Below are 21,149 nucleotides of genomic sequence, written 5' to 3' on the forward strand. Positions count from 1 at the left end.
GCCCCTTTTTCCAAAGCGGTGGAGAGACCCCCCATGCGTGATCGAACTCGTTACCTGTACCTGGCCGTCGTCGTGGCGGTCCTGCTCGGCATCCTGGTCGGATTCGTCTGGCCGGAGGCGGGCAAGGAGCTCAAACCCCTCGGCACCGGCTTCGTGGCGCTGATCAAGATGCTGATCAGCCCCATCATCTTCTGCACGATCGTGCTCGGCATCGGCTCGGTACGCCAGGCCGCCAAGGTCGGCAAGGTCGGCGGCCTCGCGCTCGGCTACTTCATGGTGATGTCGACCGTGGCCCTGGTCATCGGCCTGCTGGTCGGCAACGTCATCGACCCCGGCTCCGGGCTGCACCTGACCGACGCCGCCAAGCAGGCCGCCGAGGCCGAGGCGGCCAAGGGCGAGGCCACCGGCGGGGTCGACTTCCTGCTCGGCATCATCCCCGTCACCCTGGTGTCGGCCTTCACCGAGGGCTCGGTCCTGCAGACGCTGCTGGTGGCGCTGCTGGCCGGGTTCGCGCTGCAGGCGATGGGGGAGCGGGGCGCGCCGATCCTGCGCGGCGTCGAGCACGTCCAGCGGCTGGTGTTCCGCATCCTGGCCATGGTCATGTGGGCCGCGCCGGTCGGCGCGTTCGGGGCCATCGCGGCCGTCGTCGGCGCCACCGGGATCGAGGCGCTCAAGAGCCTGGCCATCATCATGATCGCCTTCTACGTCACCTGCCTGCTGTTCGTGGGCGTGGTGCTGGGCGCGCTGCTGTGGCTGGTCGCCCGGATCAACCTGTGGTCGCTGCTGCGCTACCTCGGCCGGGAGTTCCTGCTGATCCTGTCCACGTCGTCGTCGGAGACGGCGCTGCCGCGGCTGATCGCCAAGATGGAGCACTTCGGGGTGAGCCGGACGGTGGCCGGCATCACTGTCCCGACCGGCTACTCCTTCAACCTCGACGGCACCGCCATCTACCTCACCATGGCCACGCTGTTCATCGCCTCGGCCACCGGCGCGCCGCTGCAGGTCGGCGAGCAGATCTCGCTGCTGCTGTTCATGATGGTCGCCTCCAAGGGCGCCGCGGGCGTGACCGGCGCCGGCCTGGCCACGCTCGCCGGCGGCCTGCAGTCGCACCGCCCCGAACTGGTGGACGGCGTCGGCCTCATCGTCGGCATCGACCGGTTCATGTCCGAGGCCAGGGCGCTGACCAACTTCGCGGGCAACGCCGTGGCCACCGTCGTGGTCGGCACCTGGACCGGCGAGTTCGACCGGGAACGCGCCGCCGAGGTGCTGGCCGGGCGGGCGCCGTTCGACGAGTCCACGCTGCTCGACGAGGCGGACGACCGCCCCGGGCCGGAGGCGGAACGCGAGGTCGTGCGCGTCTAGGGCCCGCGTGCGAAGCGTCTAGGGTTTGCGGCCGATGCCCGCGTAGCCCATGCGGGCGAAGTCGTCGTCGTAGAAGGGCGGGTTCTGGGGGTCGGTGAACGGGAAACCGAGCTCCGGCCCCTTGCCCGTGGCCAGACCGGGCGGGATCAGCTCGAAGTCGCCGAAGAAGGCCGCGATCTCCTTGCCCGGCCGCGGGCAGAAGGGCGCGTTGGCCCGCCGGTAGAACTGGCTGACGCGGGCCACGCGCTGCGGCGCGTGGTCGGTGCCCACGTGCGACAGGGCCAGGTAGCTGCCGGGGGCGAGCGCGTCGCGGTAGGCGGCCACGAAGCCCTGCGGGTCGTCCTTGTCGGGGATCAGGTGCAGCACGAACATCATGAGCACGGCGACGGGCTTGCCGAAGTCCAATAGCCCGCGCACCTCGGGGCTGTCCAGCACCTCCCGCGGGCGCCGGACGTCGCCGTGCAGCATGGCCACCTGCCCGGGGTCGGCCAGCAGCGCCCGGCCGTGCGCGGCCACCACCGGGTCGCTGTCCACGTAGACCACGCGGGCCTCCGGCGCGAGCCGCAGCGCCACCTCGTGCACGTTCTCGGCGGCCGGCAGACCGGAGCCCAGGTCGAGGAACTGGGTGACACCCCGGTCGCACAGGTACTTCACCATCCGGCCGATCAGCAGCCGGTTCTCCCGCGTGCCGTCCCTGACCTCCGGCATCGCGCTCAGCACCAGCTCGGCCAGCTCCCGGTCGGCCGGGAAATTGTTCTTTCCGCCCAGGAAGTAGTCGTACATGCGCGCGGTGTTGGGGATGTGAGGATCCACGCCCTGGGGGACTTCTTGCGTCATGAGGGCATGATCCACTAACCGGCTGCCGGAAATCTACGCTTTCGACATCAGATGGCCGGAAGCCTCAGGACGAACCGCGCCCCGCCCCGGCGGTCCTCCACCCGCACGCTGCCCCGGTGGGCCATCGCCACGTCCCTGGCGATCGCCAGGCCGAGGCCGGTGCCGCCGGAGTCGCGGCTGCGGGCGGCGTCCAGGCGGGTGAACCGCTCGAAGATGCGCTCGCGGTCGGCCTCGGCGATCTCCTGGCCGTCGTTCTCCACCGCCAGCACGGCCGTGCCGCCCCTGGCCGGGCCCGCCTCCCTGGCGACCACGACCAGCACCAGGGTCTCGGCGTGCCGCTGGGCGTTGTCCAGCAGGTTCGTCAGCACCCGGGCCAGTTGCAGGCGCACGCCCTCGACGACCACGCCCTCGGTCAGCTCCAGCCGCGTGGGCAGTTTGTCGCTGCGCACGGCCAGCTCCTGCCGTACGAGGTCGGCCAGGTCCACCGGCTCCCTGGCCATGTCCACCCGGGAGCCGATCCTGGCCAGCAGCAGCAGGTCGGTGATGATCGCCTCCAGCCGGTCGGTGTCGCGCAGGGCGCTGTCCACCAGCGCCTCCACGTCGGTGTCCTCCGGGTAGAGCTGGGCGCTCTCCAGCTGCGCGCGCAGCCCGGCGATCGGGGTGCGCAGCTCGTGGGAGGCGTCGGAGGCGAACTGGCGTTGTTGCAGCGCGGAACGTTCCAGCCGGGCCAGCGTGTTGTTGACGGCCTTGGCCAGCATGGCGACCTCGTCCTCGCCGCCCGGCTGGGTGACCCGGTGGCTCAGGTCGCCGGCGCTGACCGCGTCCAGCTCGGCGCGCATGGTCGCCACCGGGCGCAGCGCGCGGCCGGTGACCAGCCAGGTCGCCCAGGCGGTGAGCGCGATCAGCACCGCCACCTGGGAGAACACGATCACCTCCAGCGTCTGCGAGGCCAGCACCTCCGGGGTGCTGCGGCCGGCGTAGACGATGGGGGAGTCCTCCGACATGCCGGCCTTGACCGCCGACAGGTGCACGCACTCGGTCGGCAGGCAGTTGGTGGTGTTGACGACGCGGCTCTCGGCGGTGGGCCGCACGTCGCTGAGCGGCGGCAGGTTCCTGGCCGCGTCGCTGCTGGCCAGGACGCGGCCGTCGGTCCCGACCACCTGGATCAGGTCGATGGACGGATTGGGCACCGGGATCGTGGCGCCCTGCGGCAGCCCGCCCGCGCGCATCTCGGAGGCCACCCGCTCGGCGGTGTCCCGCGTGTCCCGGTAGACGGCGGCCGTCACCAGGGACCGCGAGACGATGCACCCGGCGATGCCCACGGGGATCAGCACGAGGGCGGCTACGGCCGTCGCGATGAGGGTGACGCGTCCGCGCAGGGAGCGGGCCCACATGGGTGGCACTCCCCGAGACTACTAACCGTCATTGCCGCCAAATGCCGCGTTCAGGGAGCGTTGAGGGAAAGGTTCCGCCAACGTCAGCGCTGGATCCAGACCGTGGTGTCCGGCGGGACCGAGCCGTCGGCCGCCAGCGGACCGCTGGCCAGCAGCACCGTGCCGGGCACGACCGGGGCGACCGGCTGCTCGCCGGTGTTCAGCATCACGACCAGGCCCGGGTCGCGCTGGACGGCCAGCACGTCCTCGGAGGTCTCCAGCCACCTCAGCGTGCCGCCGCCGAGCGCCGGGTGCTCCTTGCGCAGCCTGAGCGCGGCCCGGTAGAGGTGCAGCGTGGAGTCCGGGTCGTGCTCCTGGGCCGCGGCCGACAGCAGCGTCCACGAGGCGGGGATCGGCAGCCACGGGTCGGTCCAGCCGCAGCCCGGCTCGCTCGTCCACGGGATCGGCACCCGGCAGCCGTCGCGGCTCTCGCCGGTGCGCCGGAAGGCCGGGTCCTGGCGCAGCTCGTCGGGCAGGTCGAGGACCTCGGGCAGGCCCAGCTCCTCGCCGTTGTAGAGGTAGGCCGAGCCGGGCAGGGCCAGCATGAGCAGCGTCGCCGCGCGGGCGCGGGCCAGGCCGCCGTGCCGGGTGACGTGGCGGGGCTTGTCGTGGTTGGACAGCACCCAGGTGGTGGGCGCGCCGACCAGCTCGGCCTCGGCCAGCGACTTCTCGATCACCGAACGGAACGACTTGGCGTGGAAGTCGGCCATCATGAACTCGAAGTTGAACGCCTGGTGCAGCTGGTCCGGCCCCACGTACCGGGCCAGCCGCTCGGGCGAGGACACCCACGCCTCGGCGACGGCCATCCGCCCGCCGGGGTAGGAGTCGAGGATCGGCCGCCACTCCCGGTAGATGTCGTGCACGCCGTCCTGGTCGAAGTAGGGCACCCGCTCGTCGCCCAGCATCTCGGCCTGGCGGCCCTCCTTGGGGCCGACGTCGGGCAGCCCCTCGGCCTTGACCATGCCGTGGGCCACGTCCACCCGGAAGCCGTCCACGCCGCGGTCCAGCCAGAAGCGCAGGACGTCGCGGAACTCGGCGCGTACCTCGGGATTGTCCCAGTTGAGGTCGGGCTGCTCGGGCGCGAACAGGTGCAGGTACCACTGGCCGTCCTCGACCTGGGTCCAGGCGGGGCCGCCGAAGATCGACTCCCAGTCGTTTGGCCGGTCGCGGAAGATGTAACGGTCGCGCAGGCCGGCCTGGAACCAGGGGTGGCGGTCGGAGGAGTGGTTGGGGACGAGGTCCACGATCACCCGGATGCCGTGCCCGTGGGCCTGCGTGACCAGGGCGTCGAAGTCGGCCAGCGTGCCGAACATCGGGTCCACGTCCCGGTAGTCGGCCACGTCGTAACCGCCGTCGGCCATGGGGGAGGTGTAGAAGGGGCTCAGCCAGATCGCGTCCACGCCCAGCCTGGCCAGGTAGTCCAGGCGCGCCCGCACGCCCTTCAGGTCGCCGGTGCCGTCGCCGTCGGCGTCGGCGAAGCTCCGGGGGTAGACCTGATACACGACGGCGTCCCGCCACCAGTCGTCGTTGCCGAGCATGGCTTTCCTTCCCCCGGATGTCCGTGATGTCTGGTGCAGGATGTCGCGCGTTCTTGCGACAGGTCAAGTGCAAGTTTCGGAAAGTTGCAGATTGGGCGTCAAGGCGTTCTCGCGGGCGGGGACGAGGTCAGCGGGCGACGGGTCGGATGTGGTTCCGGTAACGCTCTTTCGCAAGTTCTTCCAATTCTTGCAAAGAGCCGCTAACGTCCCGGAAACGTAAGCCGTGAACAGCGGCGGATAACGATCTTTTGACGGCGGCGCACGCAGGCGCCGCCGCTCCTCCATGACCTCGGGAGGTCTCATGCGTGTACGGGTCCTGGGAGTGGCCGCCCTCTCCACCCTCGCGTTCGCCGCTACGGCTTGTGGTGACTCCGGCGCGCCCGCCTCGTCGGCGCAGCCCAGCGGTTCGGCCTCGGCCTCGGCTCCGGCCTCGGCGGCGGGCGGCACGCTGGTCATCTGGGCCGACCCGAGCCGGGTCAAGCCGCTCAAGCCCTTCGCCGACCAGTTCGGCACCGAGAACGGCGTGACCGTCGAGGTGAAGGAGATCAGCAAGGACAACCAGATGACCTTCCTGACCGCCTCCCAGCAGGGCAGCGGTCCGGACATCATGATCGGCGCGCACGACTGGATCGGCAACCTCGTCCAGAACGGCGCCATCGACCCCGTCACGCTGACCGACGAGCAGAAGGCGGCCTTCTCGGAGATCGCCATGAAGGCGGTCACCTTCAACGGCCAGGTGTACGGCGCCCCGTACGCGGTGGAGAACATCGCCCTGATCCGCAACACCAAGCTCGCCCCCGACGCCCCCGCCACGCTCGACGAGATGATCGACAAGGGCAAGGAGCTGAAGAAGGCCGGCAAGGTCAAGGAGGTGCTCTGCCTGCCCGTCGGCGTCAAGGGCGACGCCTTCCACGCCTACCCGCTGTTCGCCTCCGCGGGCGGCGCGCTGTTCGGCCAGACCGCCTCCGGCGACCCCGACCCCAAGCAGGTGCTGCTCGGCTCCGAGGGCTCGGTCAAGGCGTTCGGCAAGCTGAAGGAGCTCGGCGAGAAGGGTGACGGCGCGCTCAAGACGTCGGTCACCAACGAGAACTACATCGTCAACTTCGCCGCCGGCAAGTGCGCCTACCTGATCTCCGGCCCGTGGGCCATGAGCGAGGTCAAGAAGGGCGGCGTCTCCTACGACATCACGCCCGTCCCGGCGTTCAAGGACGGCAAGCCGGCCACGCCGTTCGTCGGCGTCCAGACGTTCTTCGTGGCCGCCAAGGGCAAGAGCAAGGCCCTGGCCCAGGAGTTCGTCGCCAACTACGTCACCAACAAGGACGTCGCCAAGGCCCTGTACGAGGCCGACCCCCGGCCCCCGGCGCTGACCGCCGCGCTGCAGGAGGTCCAGGCCGCCGACCCCGACGCCGCCAAGTTCATGGACGCCGGCAAGAGCGGCATGCCGATGCCCGCCATCCCCGAGATGGCCGCCATCTGGGAGCCGTTCGGCATCGCGGAGACGGCCGTGGTCAAGGGCGGCGACGCCGCCAAGGCCGCCGCCGCCGCGCAGAAGGCCATCGACGGCGCGCTCAAGAACTGACATGACCCAGGACGTGCACGAGGCCGTGGGGACCGACCGGTCCCCGCGGCCTCGCCGGGAACTCACCACGGCGTTCGTGGTGAGCAGGATCGCGGTGCTCGCCGTGGCCGCCGCGATCCTGCTCTACGCCGTGCCGCCGCTGGTCGCCGCCGAGTCGTGGGTCTCGCTCACGCTGCTGGGGCTGGCCGCCGCGGCCATCGCCTACCTCTACCTGACCCGCCGCTTCATCCCGGCCAAGTACCTCGTCCCCGGCACCCTGTTCCTGATCGCCTTCCAGGTGCTGCCCGTGCTCTACACGGTGACCACCGCGTTCACGAACTTCGGCGACGGGCACCGCGGCGACAAGGCCGACGCCGTCACCGCCATCGAGACCGGCTCGGTCCGCCAGGCCCCCGGCTCGCCCGAGTACGGCCTGACCACCGCCCTGCGCGGCGACGAGCTGGTGTTCCTGCTGGTCGACCCCAAGACCAAGCAGGTGCGGCTGGGCACCGGCGAAGGGCTGACCCCGCTGGAGGGCGCCCAGGTCGGCCTCACCGGCAAGGTCCTGTCGGCCCCCGGCGTGACCGTGCTGAAGGCGCCCGAGGCCGCCGCCCGCGGCCAGGAGATCTCGGCGCTGTCCGTGCCGACGCCGGGCGGCGTGATCAAGGCCAACGGCCTGAGCCGGGCCGTGGAGGGCAGGGCCGCGCTCGTCTATGAGGCCGCCTGCGACTGCGTCAAGGGCAACGGCGACACCTGGACGGCCGACGAGGACCAGGGCTACTTCGTCAACGCCAAGGGCGAGCACCTGGCCCAGGGCTGGCAGGTGAACGTCGGCCTGGACAACTTCGCCCGCGTCCTGACCAACCCCACCATCTCCGGCTACTTCGTCGGCGTGCTGGGCTGGAACCTGGTGTTCGCGCTGGTCTCCGTGGCCGGCACGTTCGGGCTGGGCATGGCCGTGGCGCTGGCGCTGCACCATCCGCGCATGCGCGGCACGAAGGCGTACCGGATCGCGCTGATCCTGCCGTACGCCATGCCGGCCTTCGCCATGCTGCTGGTCTGGCGCGACATGTTCAACCGCGACTTCGGCCTGATCAACCAGTTCTTCGGGCTGAACGTCGACTGGCTCGGCGAGCCGCTCACCGCCCGGTTCGCGGTCATCCTGGTCAACCTGTGGCTCGGCTTCCCGTACATGTTCCTGGTCACCACCGGCGCGCTCCAGGCGATCCCGCGCGAGCTGACCGAGGCGGCCTCCATCGACGGCGCCACGCCGTCCAAGGCGTTCCGGCGGGTGACGCTGCCGCTGCTGCTGGTCGCGCTGACGCCGCTGCTGATCTCGTCGTTCGCGTTCAACTTCAACAACTTCAACGCCATCGCGCTCACCACCGAGGGCGGGCCGTTCCCGGCCGAGAGCCCGCAGGTGGGCGCCACCGACCTGCTGATCACCTACACCTTCCGGCTGGCGTTCGGCGCGGGCGGGGCGCAGTTCGGGTTCGCGGCGGCGATCTCGGTGTTCATCTTCGCGATCGTGGCGGTCATCTCGGCCGTGGCCTTCCGCCGTACCCGCAAGCAGGAGGAGGTCTACGCATGAGGATCGCGCTCAGGCACGTGTTCGTGCTGCTGGTGTGCGCGTTCGCGCTGTTCCCGATCCTGTTCGTGGTCTCGGCCGCGATCAACCCGATGGGCACGCTGGCCTCCACCGACCTGCTGCCGTCGGGGGCGAGCCTGAACAACTTCGTCAACCTGCTCACCTCCGACAGCTATCCGTTCGGGCGGTGGTTCTTCAACTCGGTGTTCATCGCGCTGGCCTCGTCGTTCGCGAGCCTGCTGCTGTCGATGCTGGCCGCCTACGCCTTCAGCCGCATGCGCTTCGCCGGACGCCGGGTCGGGCTGCTGGCCCTGCTGCTCATCCAGATGTTCCCGCAGTTCCTGGCCATCGTGACGATCTTCATGATCTTCACCAGGGTGACCGAGCTGTACCCGGCGTTCGGCTTCAACACCGTCTGGGGCCTGCTGCTGCTCTACCTCGGCGGCGCGCTCGGCGTGAACACCTGGCTGATGAAGGGCTTCCTCGACACCGTGCCCAAGGAGCTCGACGAGGCCGCCACCGTGGACGGCGCCACCCACGCGCAGATCTTCTGGCGGGTCATCATGCCGCTGGTCACGCCGATCCTGGCGGTCACCGCGCTGCTGGCCTTCATCGGCGTCATGAGCGAGTTCCTCATGGCCAACGTGTTCCTGCGCGACCCCGAGAGCAAGACCCTGGCCGTCGGCATGTACGGCATGATCGCCGGCGACCACCGCAACGCCAACTTCGGCATGTTCGCCGCGGCGACGTTGCTCACCGCCGTACCCACGGTGAGCGTGTTCCTATGGCTGCAGAAGTACATCGTCTCCGGCCTCACGGCCGGGGCTGTCAAGGGATAGTTCATTGCGCTATGTCGGCGAGCCGCATCACGACGGCTCAGCTCTCTACGTCTCCAGCCAGGAACCGGCGCTCGGCTCGCGGGTGACCCTCTGGCTGCGGGCCCCGCGGGCCGCCGGGATCACCGGCGTGCACGTGCGCACCGTCTGCGACGGCGAGCCCCGCTACGCCGAGGCCCGCGTCGACGACTCCAGGACCGGCACGCCGGTGGCCGGCTACGGCGCGGACGACGTCTGGTGGCAGGCGGAGATCACCGCGGTCAACCCGGTCACCCCGTACCGGTTCCTGCTGCACACCCGCCGCGGCCAGCGGTGGCTGACCGCGGCCGGCCCGGTCGCGCACGACCTGACCGACGCGAGCGACTTCCGCCTGGTCTGCCACCAGGCGCCGCCCTCGTGGATGTCGGACGCGATCGTCTACCAGATCTTCCCCGACCGCTTCGACCGCTCCGGCCCGATGCCGGACCTGCCCGACTGGGCGCTGCCGCGCGACTGGGACCGCGACCCGGTGATCCCCAGCGGCCCCGGCACCGCCCAGCAGTTCTACGGCGGCGACCTCGACGGGATCACCCGGCGCCTGGACCACATCCAGGGGCTCGGCGCCGACACCGTCTACCTGACGCCGGTCTTCCCGGCCCGCTCCAACCACCGCTACGACGCCGCGAGCTTCGAGCACGTCGACCCGCTGCTCGGCGGCGACGAGGCCCTGCACCGGCTGTCGGGCGCGCTGCACGCCCGCGGCATGCGCCTGCTCGGCGACATCACCACCAACCACTGCGGCGACGCCCACGAATGGTTCACCGCCGCCGTGTCCGACGTGAACGCCCTCGAACGGGAGATGTTCTACTTCGACCCCGACACCGGCGACTACGAGTCGTGGTGGGGCGTCAAGTCGCTGCCCAAGCTCAACTGGGGCAGCGAGCTGGTGCGCTCCAGCATGCGCGCGGTGCTGAAGAAGTGGCTCGGCCCCCTGGACGGCTGGCGCGTGGACGTCGCCAACATGACCGCCAGGCTCGGCCCCGAAGACCGCAACCACGAGGTCGCCGCCATGCTGCGCCGCCAGCTCGGCCCCGAGGCGGCCTTCATCGCCGAGCACAACCACGACGCCTCGCTCGACCTCGACCGCGACGGCTGGCACGGCACCATGAACTACGGCGGCTTCACCCGCCCGGTCTGGGCCTGGCTGCGCGGCCCCGACCTGGACCTGCCGCACTTCCTCGGCGTGCCGGGCGGCGTGCCCGAGCGCGACGGCGCCGACACCCTGGCCACGTTCAGGTCGTTCGCCTCGCACATGTCCTGGCGCTCGCTCACGCACTCCTGGCAGCTCCTGGACTCCCACGACTCGCCGCGCATCCGCACGGTGACCGGCTCACGTGAACGCCACCTGCTCGCCCTGGGCCTGCAGGCCACGCTGCCCGGCACGCCCATGGTCTTCGCCGGCAGCGAGTTCGGCCTGACCGGGATCAACGGGGAGCACTCGCGCACCCCGATGCCCTGGAACCGGCCGCACGACCAGGACCCGGCGACCCTGGCGGCCTACCGCGAGCTGCTCGGGCTGCGCCGTGCCGAGCCCGCCCTGCGTCACGGAGGGTTGCGCTGGCTGCATGCCGACGCCGACTGCCTGGTTTTCGCGCGCGAGACGTTCGAGGAGTCGCTGCTGGTGTCCGTCCGCCGGGCGCCCGGCGCGGCGCTGCCCATCGGAGCGCAGGCCCAGGGCGTCTACAACGCTCCGGACGGCGACGAGATCCCGGGAGAAGGACCTGCGGTGTGTGTGTGGCGCATCACACACTGATCACGCTACGGTAGGGCTCCGCCCCGTACCGTTCTCAATTAGATAGTGGTGTGCGCGCATGAGGTTGCTCTCCGTAGCCGTCGCGGCTTCGCTTCTGACCGCCGTACCGACCGCCGCGGAGGCCAGGGCGGGCACCACCTACTACGTCGATTCCAGGGCCGGCGACGACTCCGCCGCCGGCACCAGCGCCGACAAGCCGTGGAAGTCGCTGGACAAGGTCAACTCCGTCGCCCTCAAGCCGGGCGACACCGTCAGCTTCAAGCGGGGCGGCAGCTTCACCGGCCCGCTGCGGCTCACGGCCTCGGGCACCGCCGCCCGGCCCATCGTCATCCGCTCCCACGGCACCGGCGCCCTGCCCAGGATCAGCGGCGAAGAGCGCGACTGCGTGGTCGTCAAGGGCGCCTACTGGCAGATCGGCGGCCTGCGCGCCACCGGCTGCCGGTTCGCCGGGTTCCAGCTCGGCGGCCACCACATCGAGCTGGCCGGCGTCCAGGCCGACGCCAATGTCGCGGGCGTGTGGATCACGCCGTCCGGCTCGCACAACACCGTCCGCGACAGCACGCTCACCGGCAACAACCGCATGAGCGTCAACGACGAGGGCGGCGACAACGACTCCGGCGCCTTCGGCGTGCTGCTCAACGGCGACGACAACCTGGTGACCCGCAACACCATCACCGGCAGCTACGCCAGGAGCCACGACTACGGCACCGACGGGTCCGCCGTCGAGATCTTCAACGGCGACCGCAACCGCGTCACCCACAACACCGCGCGCGACAACGAGACCTTCACCGAGCTCGGCGCCCAGAAGGGCAAGACCGCCACCGGCAACATCTTCGCCTTCAACGTCGTCACCTCCGGCCGCAGCCGCGGCTCCTTCCTCATCACCCGCGGCCCCGGCCACGTCGTCGGCCCGGTCAAGGGCACGATCGCCGTCCAGAACTCGGTCTACCTGCCGGCCAAGGACACCATCGGCTGGTCCTGCCACGACGGCTGCTCGCCCGCCATCCTCAGGTTGCGCAACAACGTGATCCAGGTCGGCGGCGAGGCGGGCTGGGCCGACGGTAAGGGCGTCGACGACGGCGGCAGCGTCTACTCCGGCCGCAAGATGACCTTCAAGCTGGGGCCGAAGTCGGTCAAGGCCGACCCGCTGTTCGTCTCCCGCACCGACCTGCGGCTGCGTCCGGGCTCCCCGGCGCTGGGCCGCGGCCTGCCGCTGTCGCCCACGTGGTACGGCGGCGCCGCCTTCGGCAAGGACATGCTGGGCAGGGCGCTGACGGGGGCGCCGGACGCCGGGGCCTACCAGCAGTAGCGGTGTAGCCTACCGAGCATGGTTCCGGATCTTCGCCTGCCGCTGGTCAAGCAGCTCGCCGAGGCCGACGTGCCCCACCGCTTCTGGCACGACGCCGGTCCCGGCGGGCGCGTCTGGCTGTTCGAGAGCGTCGAGGGCGACGGCGAGCACTGGGCGATCAGGCAGATCGAGGTCGACACCGACCGGGTCGCCCACCGCTACTGGTGGGGCCGGCTCCAGGACGAGCGCGGCTTCCTCACCGACCAGCCGCTGGAGATCTGGGAACTGACGGAGATCACCCAGGCGGCGTTCGAGGCCGTCTGGGACGCCGCCTGAGCCCTAGCTCGGGCTTTCCAGGACGAGCGCGTTGGCCAGGCCGCCCGCCTCGCACATGGTCTGCAGGGCGTAGCGCGCGCCGCGCGAGCGCATGGCGTGCACGAGCGTGGTGGTGATCCGGGCGCCGCTGGCGCCGAGCGGATGGCCGAGGGCGATGGCGCCGCCGTTGACGTTGACCTTCGCCGGGTCGGCCCCCGTCTCCCGCAGCCAGGCCAGTACGACGCTCGCGAACGCCTCGTTCACCTCGAACAGCTCGATGTCGGACAGCGAGAGCCCGGCGCGGCGCAGCACCTTCTCCGTCGCCGGGATCACGCCGGTGAGCATGAGCAGCGGGTCGGAGCCCGTGACGGCGAAGCTGTGCAGCCGGGCCAGCGGGCGCAGGCCCAGCCGGGCGGCCGTCTCGGAGCTGGTGATCAGGACGGCCGCCGCGCCGTCGTTGATCGGGCTGGTGTTGCCGGCGGTGACCGACCAGGTGATCTGCGGGAATCGCGCGGCATAGCCGGGGTCGGCGAAGGCGGGCCGCAGCCCGGCCAGGATCTCGGGCGTGGTGGCGGGCCGGACCGACTCGTCCCGGTCCAGGCCGGCGATCGGGGCGATCTCGGCGCCGAAGTCGGCGGCGGCGGCCTTGGCGTGGGAGCCGGCGGAGAAGGCGTCCATCTCCTCGCGGCTCAGCGACCATTTCGCGGCGATCAGCTCGGCGCTGATGCCCTGTGGGACGAGCCCCCCGGGGAAGCGGGCGGCCACCGAGGGCCCGAACGGGTCGGCGCCCGGCGGCACGTTCGACCACATCGGCACCCGGCTCATCGACTCCACGCCGCAGGCCACGACCAGGTCGTACGCGCCGGACATGACGCCCTGCGCGGCGAAGTGCACGGCCTGCTGGGACGAGCCGCACTGCCGGTCGACCGTGACCGCGGGCACCGAGTCGGGGAAACCGGCGGCCAGCCAGGCATAGCGGGTGGTGTTCATGGCCTGCTCGCCCACCTGGTCGACGCAGCCGCCGATCACGTCGTCGACCAGCGACGGGTCCACGCCGCTGCGCTCGATCAGGGCGCGCAGGGCGTGCGCGAGCAGGTCGACGGGGTGCGTCCCGTGCAGCCCGCCGCCGGGTTTGCCCTTGCCGATCGGGGTGCGTACGGCTTGCACGATGACGGCGTCGCGCATCGCGGCCTCCTGTTCGTTGGAAAGTCCAACTCACCCTAACGCGAGTGGGTTGGATTTTCCAACGCAGGGGTCACCGGGCGGCCAGACCGTGGATGATCATGTTCAGGGCGACGTCGAAGCTGCGCTCGACCTCCTCGGGCTCGCCCGTCAGGTGGCCTCGCGTCTCGGCGAAGACGAACCCCGAGACGAACGCGTGCAGCACCTCGCTCGTCCGCCGCAGCTCCTCCTCGGGCACCCCGGACGCGCGCAGGATCCGGTAGAGCGCCTGCCACAGCGGCAGCCGCCGGTCCTCCACGAACTCGGGATGGTTGTGCAGATAGGTCCACATCGCCGGATGTTGCCGGGCGTGCCGGTGGTAGGCCAGGGCCAGGGTCCGGAGCTGGTCCGGCCACGGGGTGCCGTCGTCGGGCGGCAGCGGCAGCCGGACGCTGATCGTCTCGCAGATGCGGGCCAGCAGCGCCTCCTTGCTCGCGACGTGGTGGTAGACCGACATGGGGTTGACGTCCAGCTCGGCGGCCAGTTTCCGCATCGACAGCCCCTCGACGCCGCCCTCGTCGATCAGGCGCAGCGCCGTGGAACAGATCTCACCGAGACTCAGGGGCGCTCCCCTGCGCGCGCTCACTGCCATACAGCGTATGGTAGCGTCAGCCATACGGTGTATGGCTACCGAAGGGAGCACTCATGAGGCGTATCCCCGCCCCGCAGGGCCTGCCGATCCTGGGCAACACGCTGCAGATCCCGGCCCACTCGCCGGTGGAGCACTTCGTCAAGGTCGCCGAGCGGTACGACGAGGGCATCTTCCGGCTGGAGGTCGCCGGACGCACGATCGTCCTGGTCTACGACCCCGACCTGGTGGCGGAGGTGTGCGACGAGAGCAGGTTCGTCAAGCGCATCACCCCGCCGCTGTCGATCGTGCGCGACTTCGGCGGCGACGGCCTGTTCACCGCCGAGCTGCACGAGCCGGTGTGGGGGCAGGCACACCGCATCCTGCTGCCCGCCTTCAGCCAGCGCTCGATGAAGGCGTACTACCCGCAGATGCTGGAGGTCGCCGAGCAGCTCGTCGCCTCATGGGCCGGCCGCCAGGGGCAGGACCTGCCCGTGGCCGACGACATGACCCGGCTCACGCTGGACACCATCTCGCTGACCGGCTTCGGCTTCCGCTTCGACTCCTTCGCCTCGCCCGAGCTGCACCCGTTCCTGAAGGCCATGGGCGGCGCGCTGACCGAGGCCATGCTGCGCAACCAGCAGCTCCCGTTCGTCACCCGGCTGAAGCGCGGCCACGAGGAGACCTACCGGCGCGACATCGAGACCATGCGCGTCCTGGTCGACGACGTGATCAGGCGGCGCCGCACAGAAGGCGCCGGCGACACCAAGGACCTGCTCGGCCTCATGCTGGAGGCCGCCGACCCGCAGACCGGCGGCCGCCTGTCCGACGAGAACATCCGCAACCAGGTGCTCACCTTCCTGATCGCCGGGCACGAGACCACCAGCGGCCTGCTCTCCTTCGCCCTGTACAACCTGCTGCGCGACCCGCACACCCTGGCCAGGGCCTACGACGAGGTCGACCGCCTGCTGCCCGGCGACGAACCGCCCAGCTACGAGACGATCATGAAGCTCGACGTCATCCCCCGGATCCTGGAGGAGACGCTGCGGGTCTGGTCACCGATCCCCGCCTTCGCCGTCAGCGCCATCGAGCCCACCACCATCGGCGGCTACGAGATCGAGGCCGGCCAGGGCGTCGCCGTGCTGCTGCCGTCGCTGCACCGCCACCCCAAGGCGTGGGAGCGGCCGGAGGAGTTCGACATCGACCGCTGGCTGCCGGAGAACAAGAAGGACCACCACCCGGCGGCGTACAAGCCGTTCGGCAACGGTGAGCGGGCCTGCATCGGCCGCCAGTTCGCGCTGACCGAGGCCCGGCTCGCCCTGGCCATGATCCTGCGCCGCTTCGCCGTCTCCGACCCGGACGCCTACCGGATGAAGATCAAGCAGACGCTGACCATCAAGCCCGACGGGTTCACCCTGCGGGTGCGCGAGCGCCGCGCCCACGAGCGCACCGCCGCCGCCGAGGTCGTCCCGGCCGCCGGGGCGGGCGAGGAGCGCGACCTCGCGGTCACCGGCGTGCCGCTCACCGTCGCCTACGGCTCCAACCTGGGCACCGCCGCCGACATCGCCGAGCGGCTGGCCGAGCGGGCCGGCCGGTCCGGCTTCGCCACCACCCTGACCACCCTGGACGACCTCACCCCGCCGTCGGAGGGCCTGCTCGTCGTCGTCGCCTCCTCCTACAACGGCAAGGCGCCCGACAACGCCCAGCGCTTCGACGCCCTGGCGGAGCTGCCCGACCTGTCCGGCGTGCGCCTGGCGGTGCTCGGCTGCGGCAACTCCCAGTGGCCGACGTACCAGGACTTCCCGCGCCGGGCAGGGGAGAAGCTGACCGCCGCCGGGGCGGTGCCGCTGATCGAGCGCGGCGAGGCCGACGCCGACGGCGACTTCGACGGCGACGTCTCGGCGTGGACGGCCCGGCTCTGGGCCGCGCTGGCCGAGGAGTACAGCGCCCCGGCGGGCGCGGCCGGGCCGCGCTACGAGATGGACGTGCTCGGCGAGAGCGAGGTCAGGCCGGCCGTCGTGTCCGAGCGGGCCGTGCCGCTGACCGTCGTGTCCAACGAGGAGCTCACCGGCGACCCCACCGGCCTGTGGGACTTCTCGGCCGAGGCCCCGCGGCCCGGTGTGCGCTCCATCGTGGCCCGCCTGCCCGAGGGCGTGACATACACGGCGGGCGACCACGTCGCCGTCTTCGCCAAGAACGATCCCGAGCTGGTCGAGTGGGCCCTGCGCTGCCTGCGCGTCCCGCGCGAGCAGGTGGTGCGGCTGCGCGCCGCCGGCGCCACCCACCTGCCCGTGGACACGCCGGTGACGGCCGGGCTGCTGCTGACCGAGTTCGCCGAGCTGCAGGAGGTGGCCACCAGGTCCGACCTGGAGGCCCTGGCCGCGCACACCGGCTGCCCCTGGACGCGCGGTCAGCTCGCCGAGCTGACCGCGAACTACGCCGACGAGATCCTGGCCAAGCGGGTCTCGCCGCTGACCCTGCTGGAGCGTTTCCCGGCCGTCGAGCTGCCGCTGCCGGTGTTCCTGGAGATGGCCGGGCCGATCCGGCCGCGCTACTACTCGGTCTCCTCCTCGCCGCTGGCCGACCCCGGCCTGGTGCGGCTCACCGTCGGGCTGGTCGAGGGGCCCGCCTGGTCCGGCAGCGGCACCTACCAGGGCATGTGCTCGGCGTACCTGGCCGCGCTGCGGCCCGGAGAGGTGTTCTACGGGTACGTACGCGTGCCCGCCCCGCCGTTCCGGCTGCCGGAGGACCCGGCCACGCCGGTCATCCTGGTCGGCCCCGGCACGGGGTTCGCGCCGCTGCGCGGCTTCCTGGAGGAGCGGGCGCTGGGCGGGGCGGGCGGCCGGGCCGAGGTCTTCACCGGCTGCCGCCACCCCGACCACGACTGGCTGTACCGGGACGAGGTGACCGCCTGGGCCGCCCGCGAGGAGGTCACCGTGCACACCGCGTTCTCGGCCGTGGCCGGGCATCCGTACCGCTACGTCCAGGACGCCGTCGCCGGTCACGCCGAGGAGGTGTGGGAGCTGCTGGAACAGGGCGCGTACGTCTACGTCTGCGGCGACGGCCTGCGCATGGCCCCCGCGGTGCGTCAGGCGCTGCTGGACGTGCACCTGCGGCGCACCGGCGGGGACGGCGCGGACGGCGCGGCCTGGCTGGCCGCCCTGGAGGCGGACGGCCGCTACCAGCAGGACGTGTTCGCCTGATCCCGACGTGCGGGCGTGCGCCCGCCTGATCGTGACGTGCGGGGCTGCGTCCGCCCGAACCCCACGTGCGGGGCTGCGTCCGCCTGATCCTTGAACGATCCTTGGTCGGTTTTGGGAAAACACCTGCTCAAACCGCCATTCAGGTTCGACAATCCGGACTTAGCGCTAGATCCTGGGATATAAGCGCAGCATGCGCGACATGTCCGTGGAACATGTGAGAAACCTGTCCACGGCACTGTGAGAGCCTCTGGAAAGGGGGCGGGCAATGCTGCTGCGACTGAGGGTGTCCCTGCCGGACAGGCCGGGCGGCCTTGGCCAGGTCGCGAAGGCGCTGGGGACGCTCGGCGCCGACATCCTGCAGGTCACCGTGCTCGAACGGGAGACCGGCCGGGCCGTGGACGACTTCATCGTGTCCTGGCCGGGACCGATCAGCGCGACGGAGGTCTGCGAACGCCTGGCGGCGACCCCGGGCGTACGCGTCGAGGGCGTCTGGCCCACCCGCGACGTGCCCGGCTCCGCCCCCGACTACGACCTGCTCATGCACGTCGCGACGGAACCGGCGCGCGGCCTGGCCACACTGGTGGACGCCCTGCCCGGGCTGTGCGGCGCCGAGTGGTCGGTCGCGGTCGAGGACGGAGCCGTACGGCACGCCTCGATGGCGGCGCCGGAGGTCGTGAACCTGCCCGACCCGCCCCCGCGCGCGATCGCCCTGGACTCGGCGGACCTGCGGCTGATGCTGCTGCCCATGGTCCCGCAGCGCCTGCACGTCGTGGTCGCCCGCGCCGGAGGGCCGGTCTTCCACCGCGCCGAGCTGGAACGCGCGGTCCGCATCGTGGACGTCGTCGCCAAGCTGGCCGCTCGCGCCTAGAACGATTGACCGGCCAAACATCAGACGAATAACGTGAGCCTCGACCGTCCCTCCCGCGCAGAGGACCTGAGGCCATGGATTTCGAGCTGACCGACGAGCAGAGGGCCTTCCGGGAGACCCTGCGCGCCTTCGTGGAGAAGGAGATCCTGCCCGTGGCCACCGAGTGGGAGCACTCGGGCCGCTACCCCACCGAGATCGTCGAGAAGATGAAGCAGATGGGGCTGTTCGGGCTGACCGTCCCCGAGGAGTACGGCGGGCTGGGCGCCGACATGGTCTCCTTCGCGCTGGTCTTCGAGGAGATCGCGCGTGGCTGGATGGGCGTGGCCGGCACGATCGGCTCCCACTCGCTGGCCTGCTGGATGATCGCCAAGCACGGAACCGACGAGCAGAAACGCCTCCACCTCGCCGACCTGGCGAGCGGCGACCGCCGTACCGCCATCGCGCTCACCGAGCCCGGCGCCGGCACCGACCTGCAGGGCATCCAGACCCGCGCGGTCCGCGACGGCGACCACTACGTGGTGACCGGCACCAAGACGTGGATCACCAACGCCCGGCACGCCGACCCGCTGCCCGTGCTGGTCAAGACCTCGATCACCGAGCCCGCCCACAAGGGCATGTCCGTGCTGCTCGTCGATCCGGCCTCGCCCGGCTTCGGCGTCAGCCGCGACCTGCCCAAGCTCGGCTACAAGGGCACCGAGACGTGCGAGGTCGTGCTCGACGAGGTGCGCGTGCCGGTCTCGGCGCTGCTCGGCGGCGTCGAGGGACGCGGCATGCAGCAGGTGCTCGGCGGGCTGGAGATCGGCCGGGTCAACATCGCCGCCCGGGCCGTCGGCGTCGCGCAGGCGGCCTACGACGCCGCCCTGGAGTACGCCCGGGGGCGCACCGCGTTCGGGCAGCCCATCGCCGACTTCCAGGCCATCCGGCTCAAGCTCGCCGACCTGGCCACCGAGATCCAGGCGGCCCGGCTGCTCACGTACTGGGCGGCGTCCCAGGCCGACGGGGGCAAGCGGGTGGACATGGAGGCGGGCATGGCCAAGTACTTCGCCTCCGAGGTGGCGCTGAAGGCGTCGCTGGAGGCGATGCGCATCCACGGCGGCTACGGCTACTCCCAGGAGTTCGTGGTCGAACGGCTCTACCGGGACGCCCCGCTGATGGCGATCGGCGAGGGCACCAACGACGTGCAGCGGCTGGTGATCGCCCGTGCCCTCGTCTCCGGCAAGGGCCGGGTGGGCTGGTAGCTAGTCGTGCCGGGGCAGCCCTGAGACCTCGTGGTCGGCGTGGGACAGCGCCTCGGCGATGAGCGCCCGCACGTGCCCGTCGCGGGCGCGGTAGAGCACCCGGCGGCCGTCCCTGCGGGTGTCCACCAGGCCCGCCAGCCTGAGCTTGGCCAGGTGTTGCGACACCGACGGGCGCGCCGCGCCGACCGCCTGGGCCAGGGAGTTCACGTCCAGCTCACCGGCGGACAACTCCCACATCAGCCGGAGCCGGGTGGCGTCGCTGAGCATGCGGAACGCGTCGACGGCGGCGTTGACCTGGGCGGGAGTGGGTTGCTCCTGCGAGTGGTCCGCACCTGAGACGTTGTCGCGTGCGTACATGACTACATATCCTGGTCGGAGCGGACGAGATGTGCAAGCAGGAGGGCGCCCATGTCTGATTCCGACACCCACCCGCACGGTCACGGACACGGTCACGGACACGGACACGGACACGGACACGGACATGAGGTGGGGGAGCGGCGGGGGTTCAGGGCGCTGGCCGCCAGGGCCGCGCACGTGTTCACGCCGCACAGCCACGACAGCGCCGCCAGGACCGACAGCGCCTTGGAGTCCAGCCGCCGGGGCATGCGCGTGCTGGCCGTCTCCTTCGCGGTCCTCATGCTCACCGCCGTCGTGCAGGCCGTGATCGTCGTGGCGTCCGGGTCGGTCGCGCTGCTCGGCGACACGCTGCACAACCTGGCCGACGCGCTCACCGCCGTCCCGCTGGCCATCGCGTTCTCGCTCGGACGCCGCGCCGCCACCCGCCGCTTCACCTACGGCTACGGCAGGGCCGAGGACCTCGCGGGCATCGTCATCGTCGTGCTCATCGCCGCCTCGGCGGCCCTGGCCGGGTACGAGGCCGTCCGGCGGCTCGTCGAGCCCCAGGACGTCCGGGCGCTCGGCTGGGTGGCCGCCGCCGCGCTGGCCGGCTTCGTCGGCAACGAGTGGGTGGCGCGCTACCGCATCACCGTGGGCCGCCAGATCGGCTCGGCCGCGCTCGTGGCCGACGGCCTGCACGCCAGGACCGACGGCTTCACCTCCCTCGCCGTGCTCCTCGGCGCGGGCGGCGCGGCCCTCGGCTTCCCGATCGCCGACCCGATCGTCGGCCTGCTGATCACCGTCGCCATCTGCTTCGTCCTGCGCGACGCCGCCCGCGAGATCTACCACCGCCTCATGGACGCCGTCGACCCCGCCCTGCTGGACGACGCCGAACGCATCCTGGCCGCCGTCCCGGGCGTCGAGCGCGTCGGCTCGGTGCGCCTGCGCTGGATCGGGCACGCCCTGCGCGCCGAGGTCGAGATCCTGGTGAACCACGACATGTCGGTCGTGGACGCCCACGCCGTCGCGGTCGAGGCCGAGCACCGCCTCATCCACGACCTTCCCCGCCTGCGCGCCGCCACCGTCCACACCGACCCGTACGGCCCGGACGGCGCCGACCACCACGCGTCCCTGGCGACCCACCGCATCACCTAGCCCGCTCCGGGTA

17 protein-coding genes are annotated in these 21,149 nt (G+C 71.4%); 11 read left to right on the plus strand and 6 right to left on the minus strand.

Annotated elements, in window-relative coordinates; genetic code table 11:
- The first annotated feature begins 33 nt into the window (after positions 1–33).
- A complete protein-coding gene (locus tag ABZ815_RS09680; protein ID WP_357695893.1) occupies positions 34–1,362 on the plus strand; it encodes a cation:dicarboxylase symporter family transporter in 1,329 nt (442 codons plus the stop codon).
- A gap of 18 nt (positions 1,363–1,380) precedes the next feature.
- Here the strand turns inward: ABZ815_RS09680 and ABZ815_RS09685 are convergent, their stop codons facing one another.
- The 3 genes from ABZ815_RS09685 to ABZ815_RS09695 form a co-directional block, all read right to left on the minus strand.
- On the minus strand, positions 1,381–2,199 hold the full coding sequence (locus ABZ815_RS09685; protein ID WP_357695895.1) for an SAM-dependent methyltransferase: 819 nt from the start codon (positions 2,197–2,199) through the stop codon (positions 1,381–1,383).
- Between the two features lie 47 nt (positions 2,200–2,246).
- On the minus strand, positions 2,247–3,593 hold the full coding sequence (locus tag ABZ815_RS09690; protein ID WP_357695897.1) for an ATP-binding protein: 1,347 nt from the start codon (positions 3,591–3,593) through the stop codon (positions 2,247–2,249).
- Positions 3,594–3,676: 83 nt separating this feature from the next.
- On the minus strand, positions 3,677–5,170 hold the full coding sequence (locus tag ABZ815_RS09695; RefSeq protein WP_357695899.1) for a glycoside hydrolase family 13 protein: 1,494 nt from the start codon (positions 5,168–5,170) through the stop codon (positions 3,677–3,679).
- Between the two features lie 301 nt (positions 5,171–5,471).
- Here ABZ815_RS09695 and ABZ815_RS09700 point away from each other — a divergent pair, with 301 nt between their 5' ends.
- The 6 genes from ABZ815_RS09700 to ABZ815_RS09725 are packed head-to-tail and all read left to right on the plus strand — an operon-like array spanning position 5,472 to position 12,568.
- Positions 5,472–6,749 carry a maltose ABC transporter substrate-binding protein gene (locus ABZ815_RS09700; protein WP_357695901.1) on the plus strand — a complete coding sequence of 426 codons (1,278 nt, stop codon included), beginning with the start codon at positions 5,472–5,474 and terminating at the stop codon, positions 6,747–6,749.
- 1 nt (position 6,750) lies between these two features.
- Positions 6,751–8,319 (plus strand): ABC transporter permease subunit, encoded by a 1,569-nt coding sequence (locus tag ABZ815_RS09705; RefSeq protein ID WP_357695903.1) that lies wholly within the window; start codon positions 6,751–6,753, stop codon positions 8,317–8,319.
- Positions 8,316–9,155, plus strand: coding sequence for a sugar ABC transporter permease (locus ABZ815_RS09710; protein WP_357695905.1), 840 nt, complete (start codon positions 8,316–8,318; stop codon positions 9,153–9,155). Before ABZ815_RS09705 ends, ABZ815_RS09710 begins: the two co-directional genes overlap by 4 nt.
- A gap of 4 nt (positions 9,156–9,159) precedes the next feature.
- Complete coding sequence (locus ABZ815_RS09715) at positions 9,160–10,944, plus strand: glycoside hydrolase family 13 protein (RefSeq protein WP_357695907.1); 1,785 nt, start codon at positions 9,160–9,162, stop codon at positions 10,942–10,944.
- A 58-nt stretch (positions 10,945–11,002) separates the two neighbouring features.
- The gene (locus ABZ815_RS09720) at positions 11,003–12,253 is read left to right on the plus strand and encodes a NosD domain-containing protein (RefSeq protein ID WP_357695909.1); all 1,251 of its coding nucleotides are present in this window, start codon (positions 11,003–11,005) and stop codon (positions 12,251–12,253) included.
- A gap of 18 nt (positions 12,254–12,271) precedes the next feature.
- Positions 12,272–12,568: a hypothetical protein gene (locus ABZ815_RS09725; RefSeq protein WP_357695911.1), complete on the plus strand. Its 297-nt coding sequence runs from the start codon at positions 12,272–12,274 to the stop codon at positions 12,566–12,568.
- Between the two features lie 3 nt (positions 12,569–12,571).
- Here ABZ815_RS09725 and ABZ815_RS09730 read toward each other — a convergent pair whose 3' ends face one another.
- Both ABZ815_RS09730 and ABZ815_RS09735 read right to left on the minus strand, forming a co-directional pair.
- Positions 12,572–13,732 (minus strand): thiolase family protein, encoded by a 1,161-nt coding sequence (locus ABZ815_RS09730; protein WP_357695913.1) that lies wholly within the window; start codon positions 13,730–13,732, stop codon positions 12,572–12,574.
- 70 nt (positions 13,733–13,802) lie between these two features.
- Positions 13,803–14,360, minus strand: a complete 558-nt coding sequence (locus ABZ815_RS09735) for a TetR family transcriptional regulator (RefSeq protein WP_357695915.1) — start codon at positions 14,358–14,360, stop codon at positions 13,803–13,805.
- 53 nt (positions 14,361–14,413) lie between these two features.
- Here ABZ815_RS09735 and ABZ815_RS09740 point away from each other — a divergent pair, with 53 nt between their 5' ends.
- The 3 genes from ABZ815_RS09740 to ABZ815_RS09750 all read left to right on the plus strand — a co-directional run bounded on the left by ABZ815_RS09740 (position 14,414) and on the right by ABZ815_RS09750 (position 19,645).
- Entirely contained in the window at positions 14,414–17,539 is a 3,126-nt protein-coding gene (locus ABZ815_RS09740) for a cytochrome P450 (RefSeq protein WP_357695917.1), read from the plus strand.
- A 265-nt stretch (positions 17,540–17,804) separates the two neighbouring features.
- Entirely contained in the window at positions 17,805–18,407 is a 603-nt protein-coding gene (locus ABZ815_RS09745; protein WP_357695919.1) for an amino acid-binding protein, read from the plus strand.
- A gap of 74 nt (positions 18,408–18,481) precedes the next feature.
- Entirely contained in the window at positions 18,482–19,645 is a 1,164-nt protein-coding gene (locus ABZ815_RS09750) for an acyl-CoA dehydrogenase family protein (protein WP_357695921.1), read from the plus strand.
- On the opposite strand, the gene ABZ815_RS09755 is transcribed toward ABZ815_RS09750, so the two are convergent.
- On the minus strand, positions 19,646–20,002 hold the full coding sequence (locus tag ABZ815_RS09755; protein ID WP_357695923.1) for a metalloregulator ArsR/SmtB family transcription factor: 357 nt from the start codon (positions 20,000–20,002) through the stop codon (positions 19,646–19,648).
- Between the two features lie 129 nt (positions 20,003–20,131).
- Here ABZ815_RS09755 and ABZ815_RS09760 point away from each other — a divergent pair, with 129 nt between their 5' ends.
- The gene (locus ABZ815_RS09760) at positions 20,132–21,136 is read left to right on the plus strand and encodes a cation diffusion facilitator family transporter (RefSeq protein WP_357695925.1); all 1,005 of its coding nucleotides are present in this window, start codon (positions 20,132–20,134) and stop codon (positions 21,134–21,136) included.
- Positions 21,137–21,149: the final 13 nt, after the last annotated feature.

The sequence above is a fragment of the Nonomuraea sp. NPDC047529 genome, from assembly GCF_040642995.1.
Lineage (GTDB): Bacteria > Actinomycetota > Actinomycetes > Streptosporangiales > Streptosporangiaceae > Nonomuraea.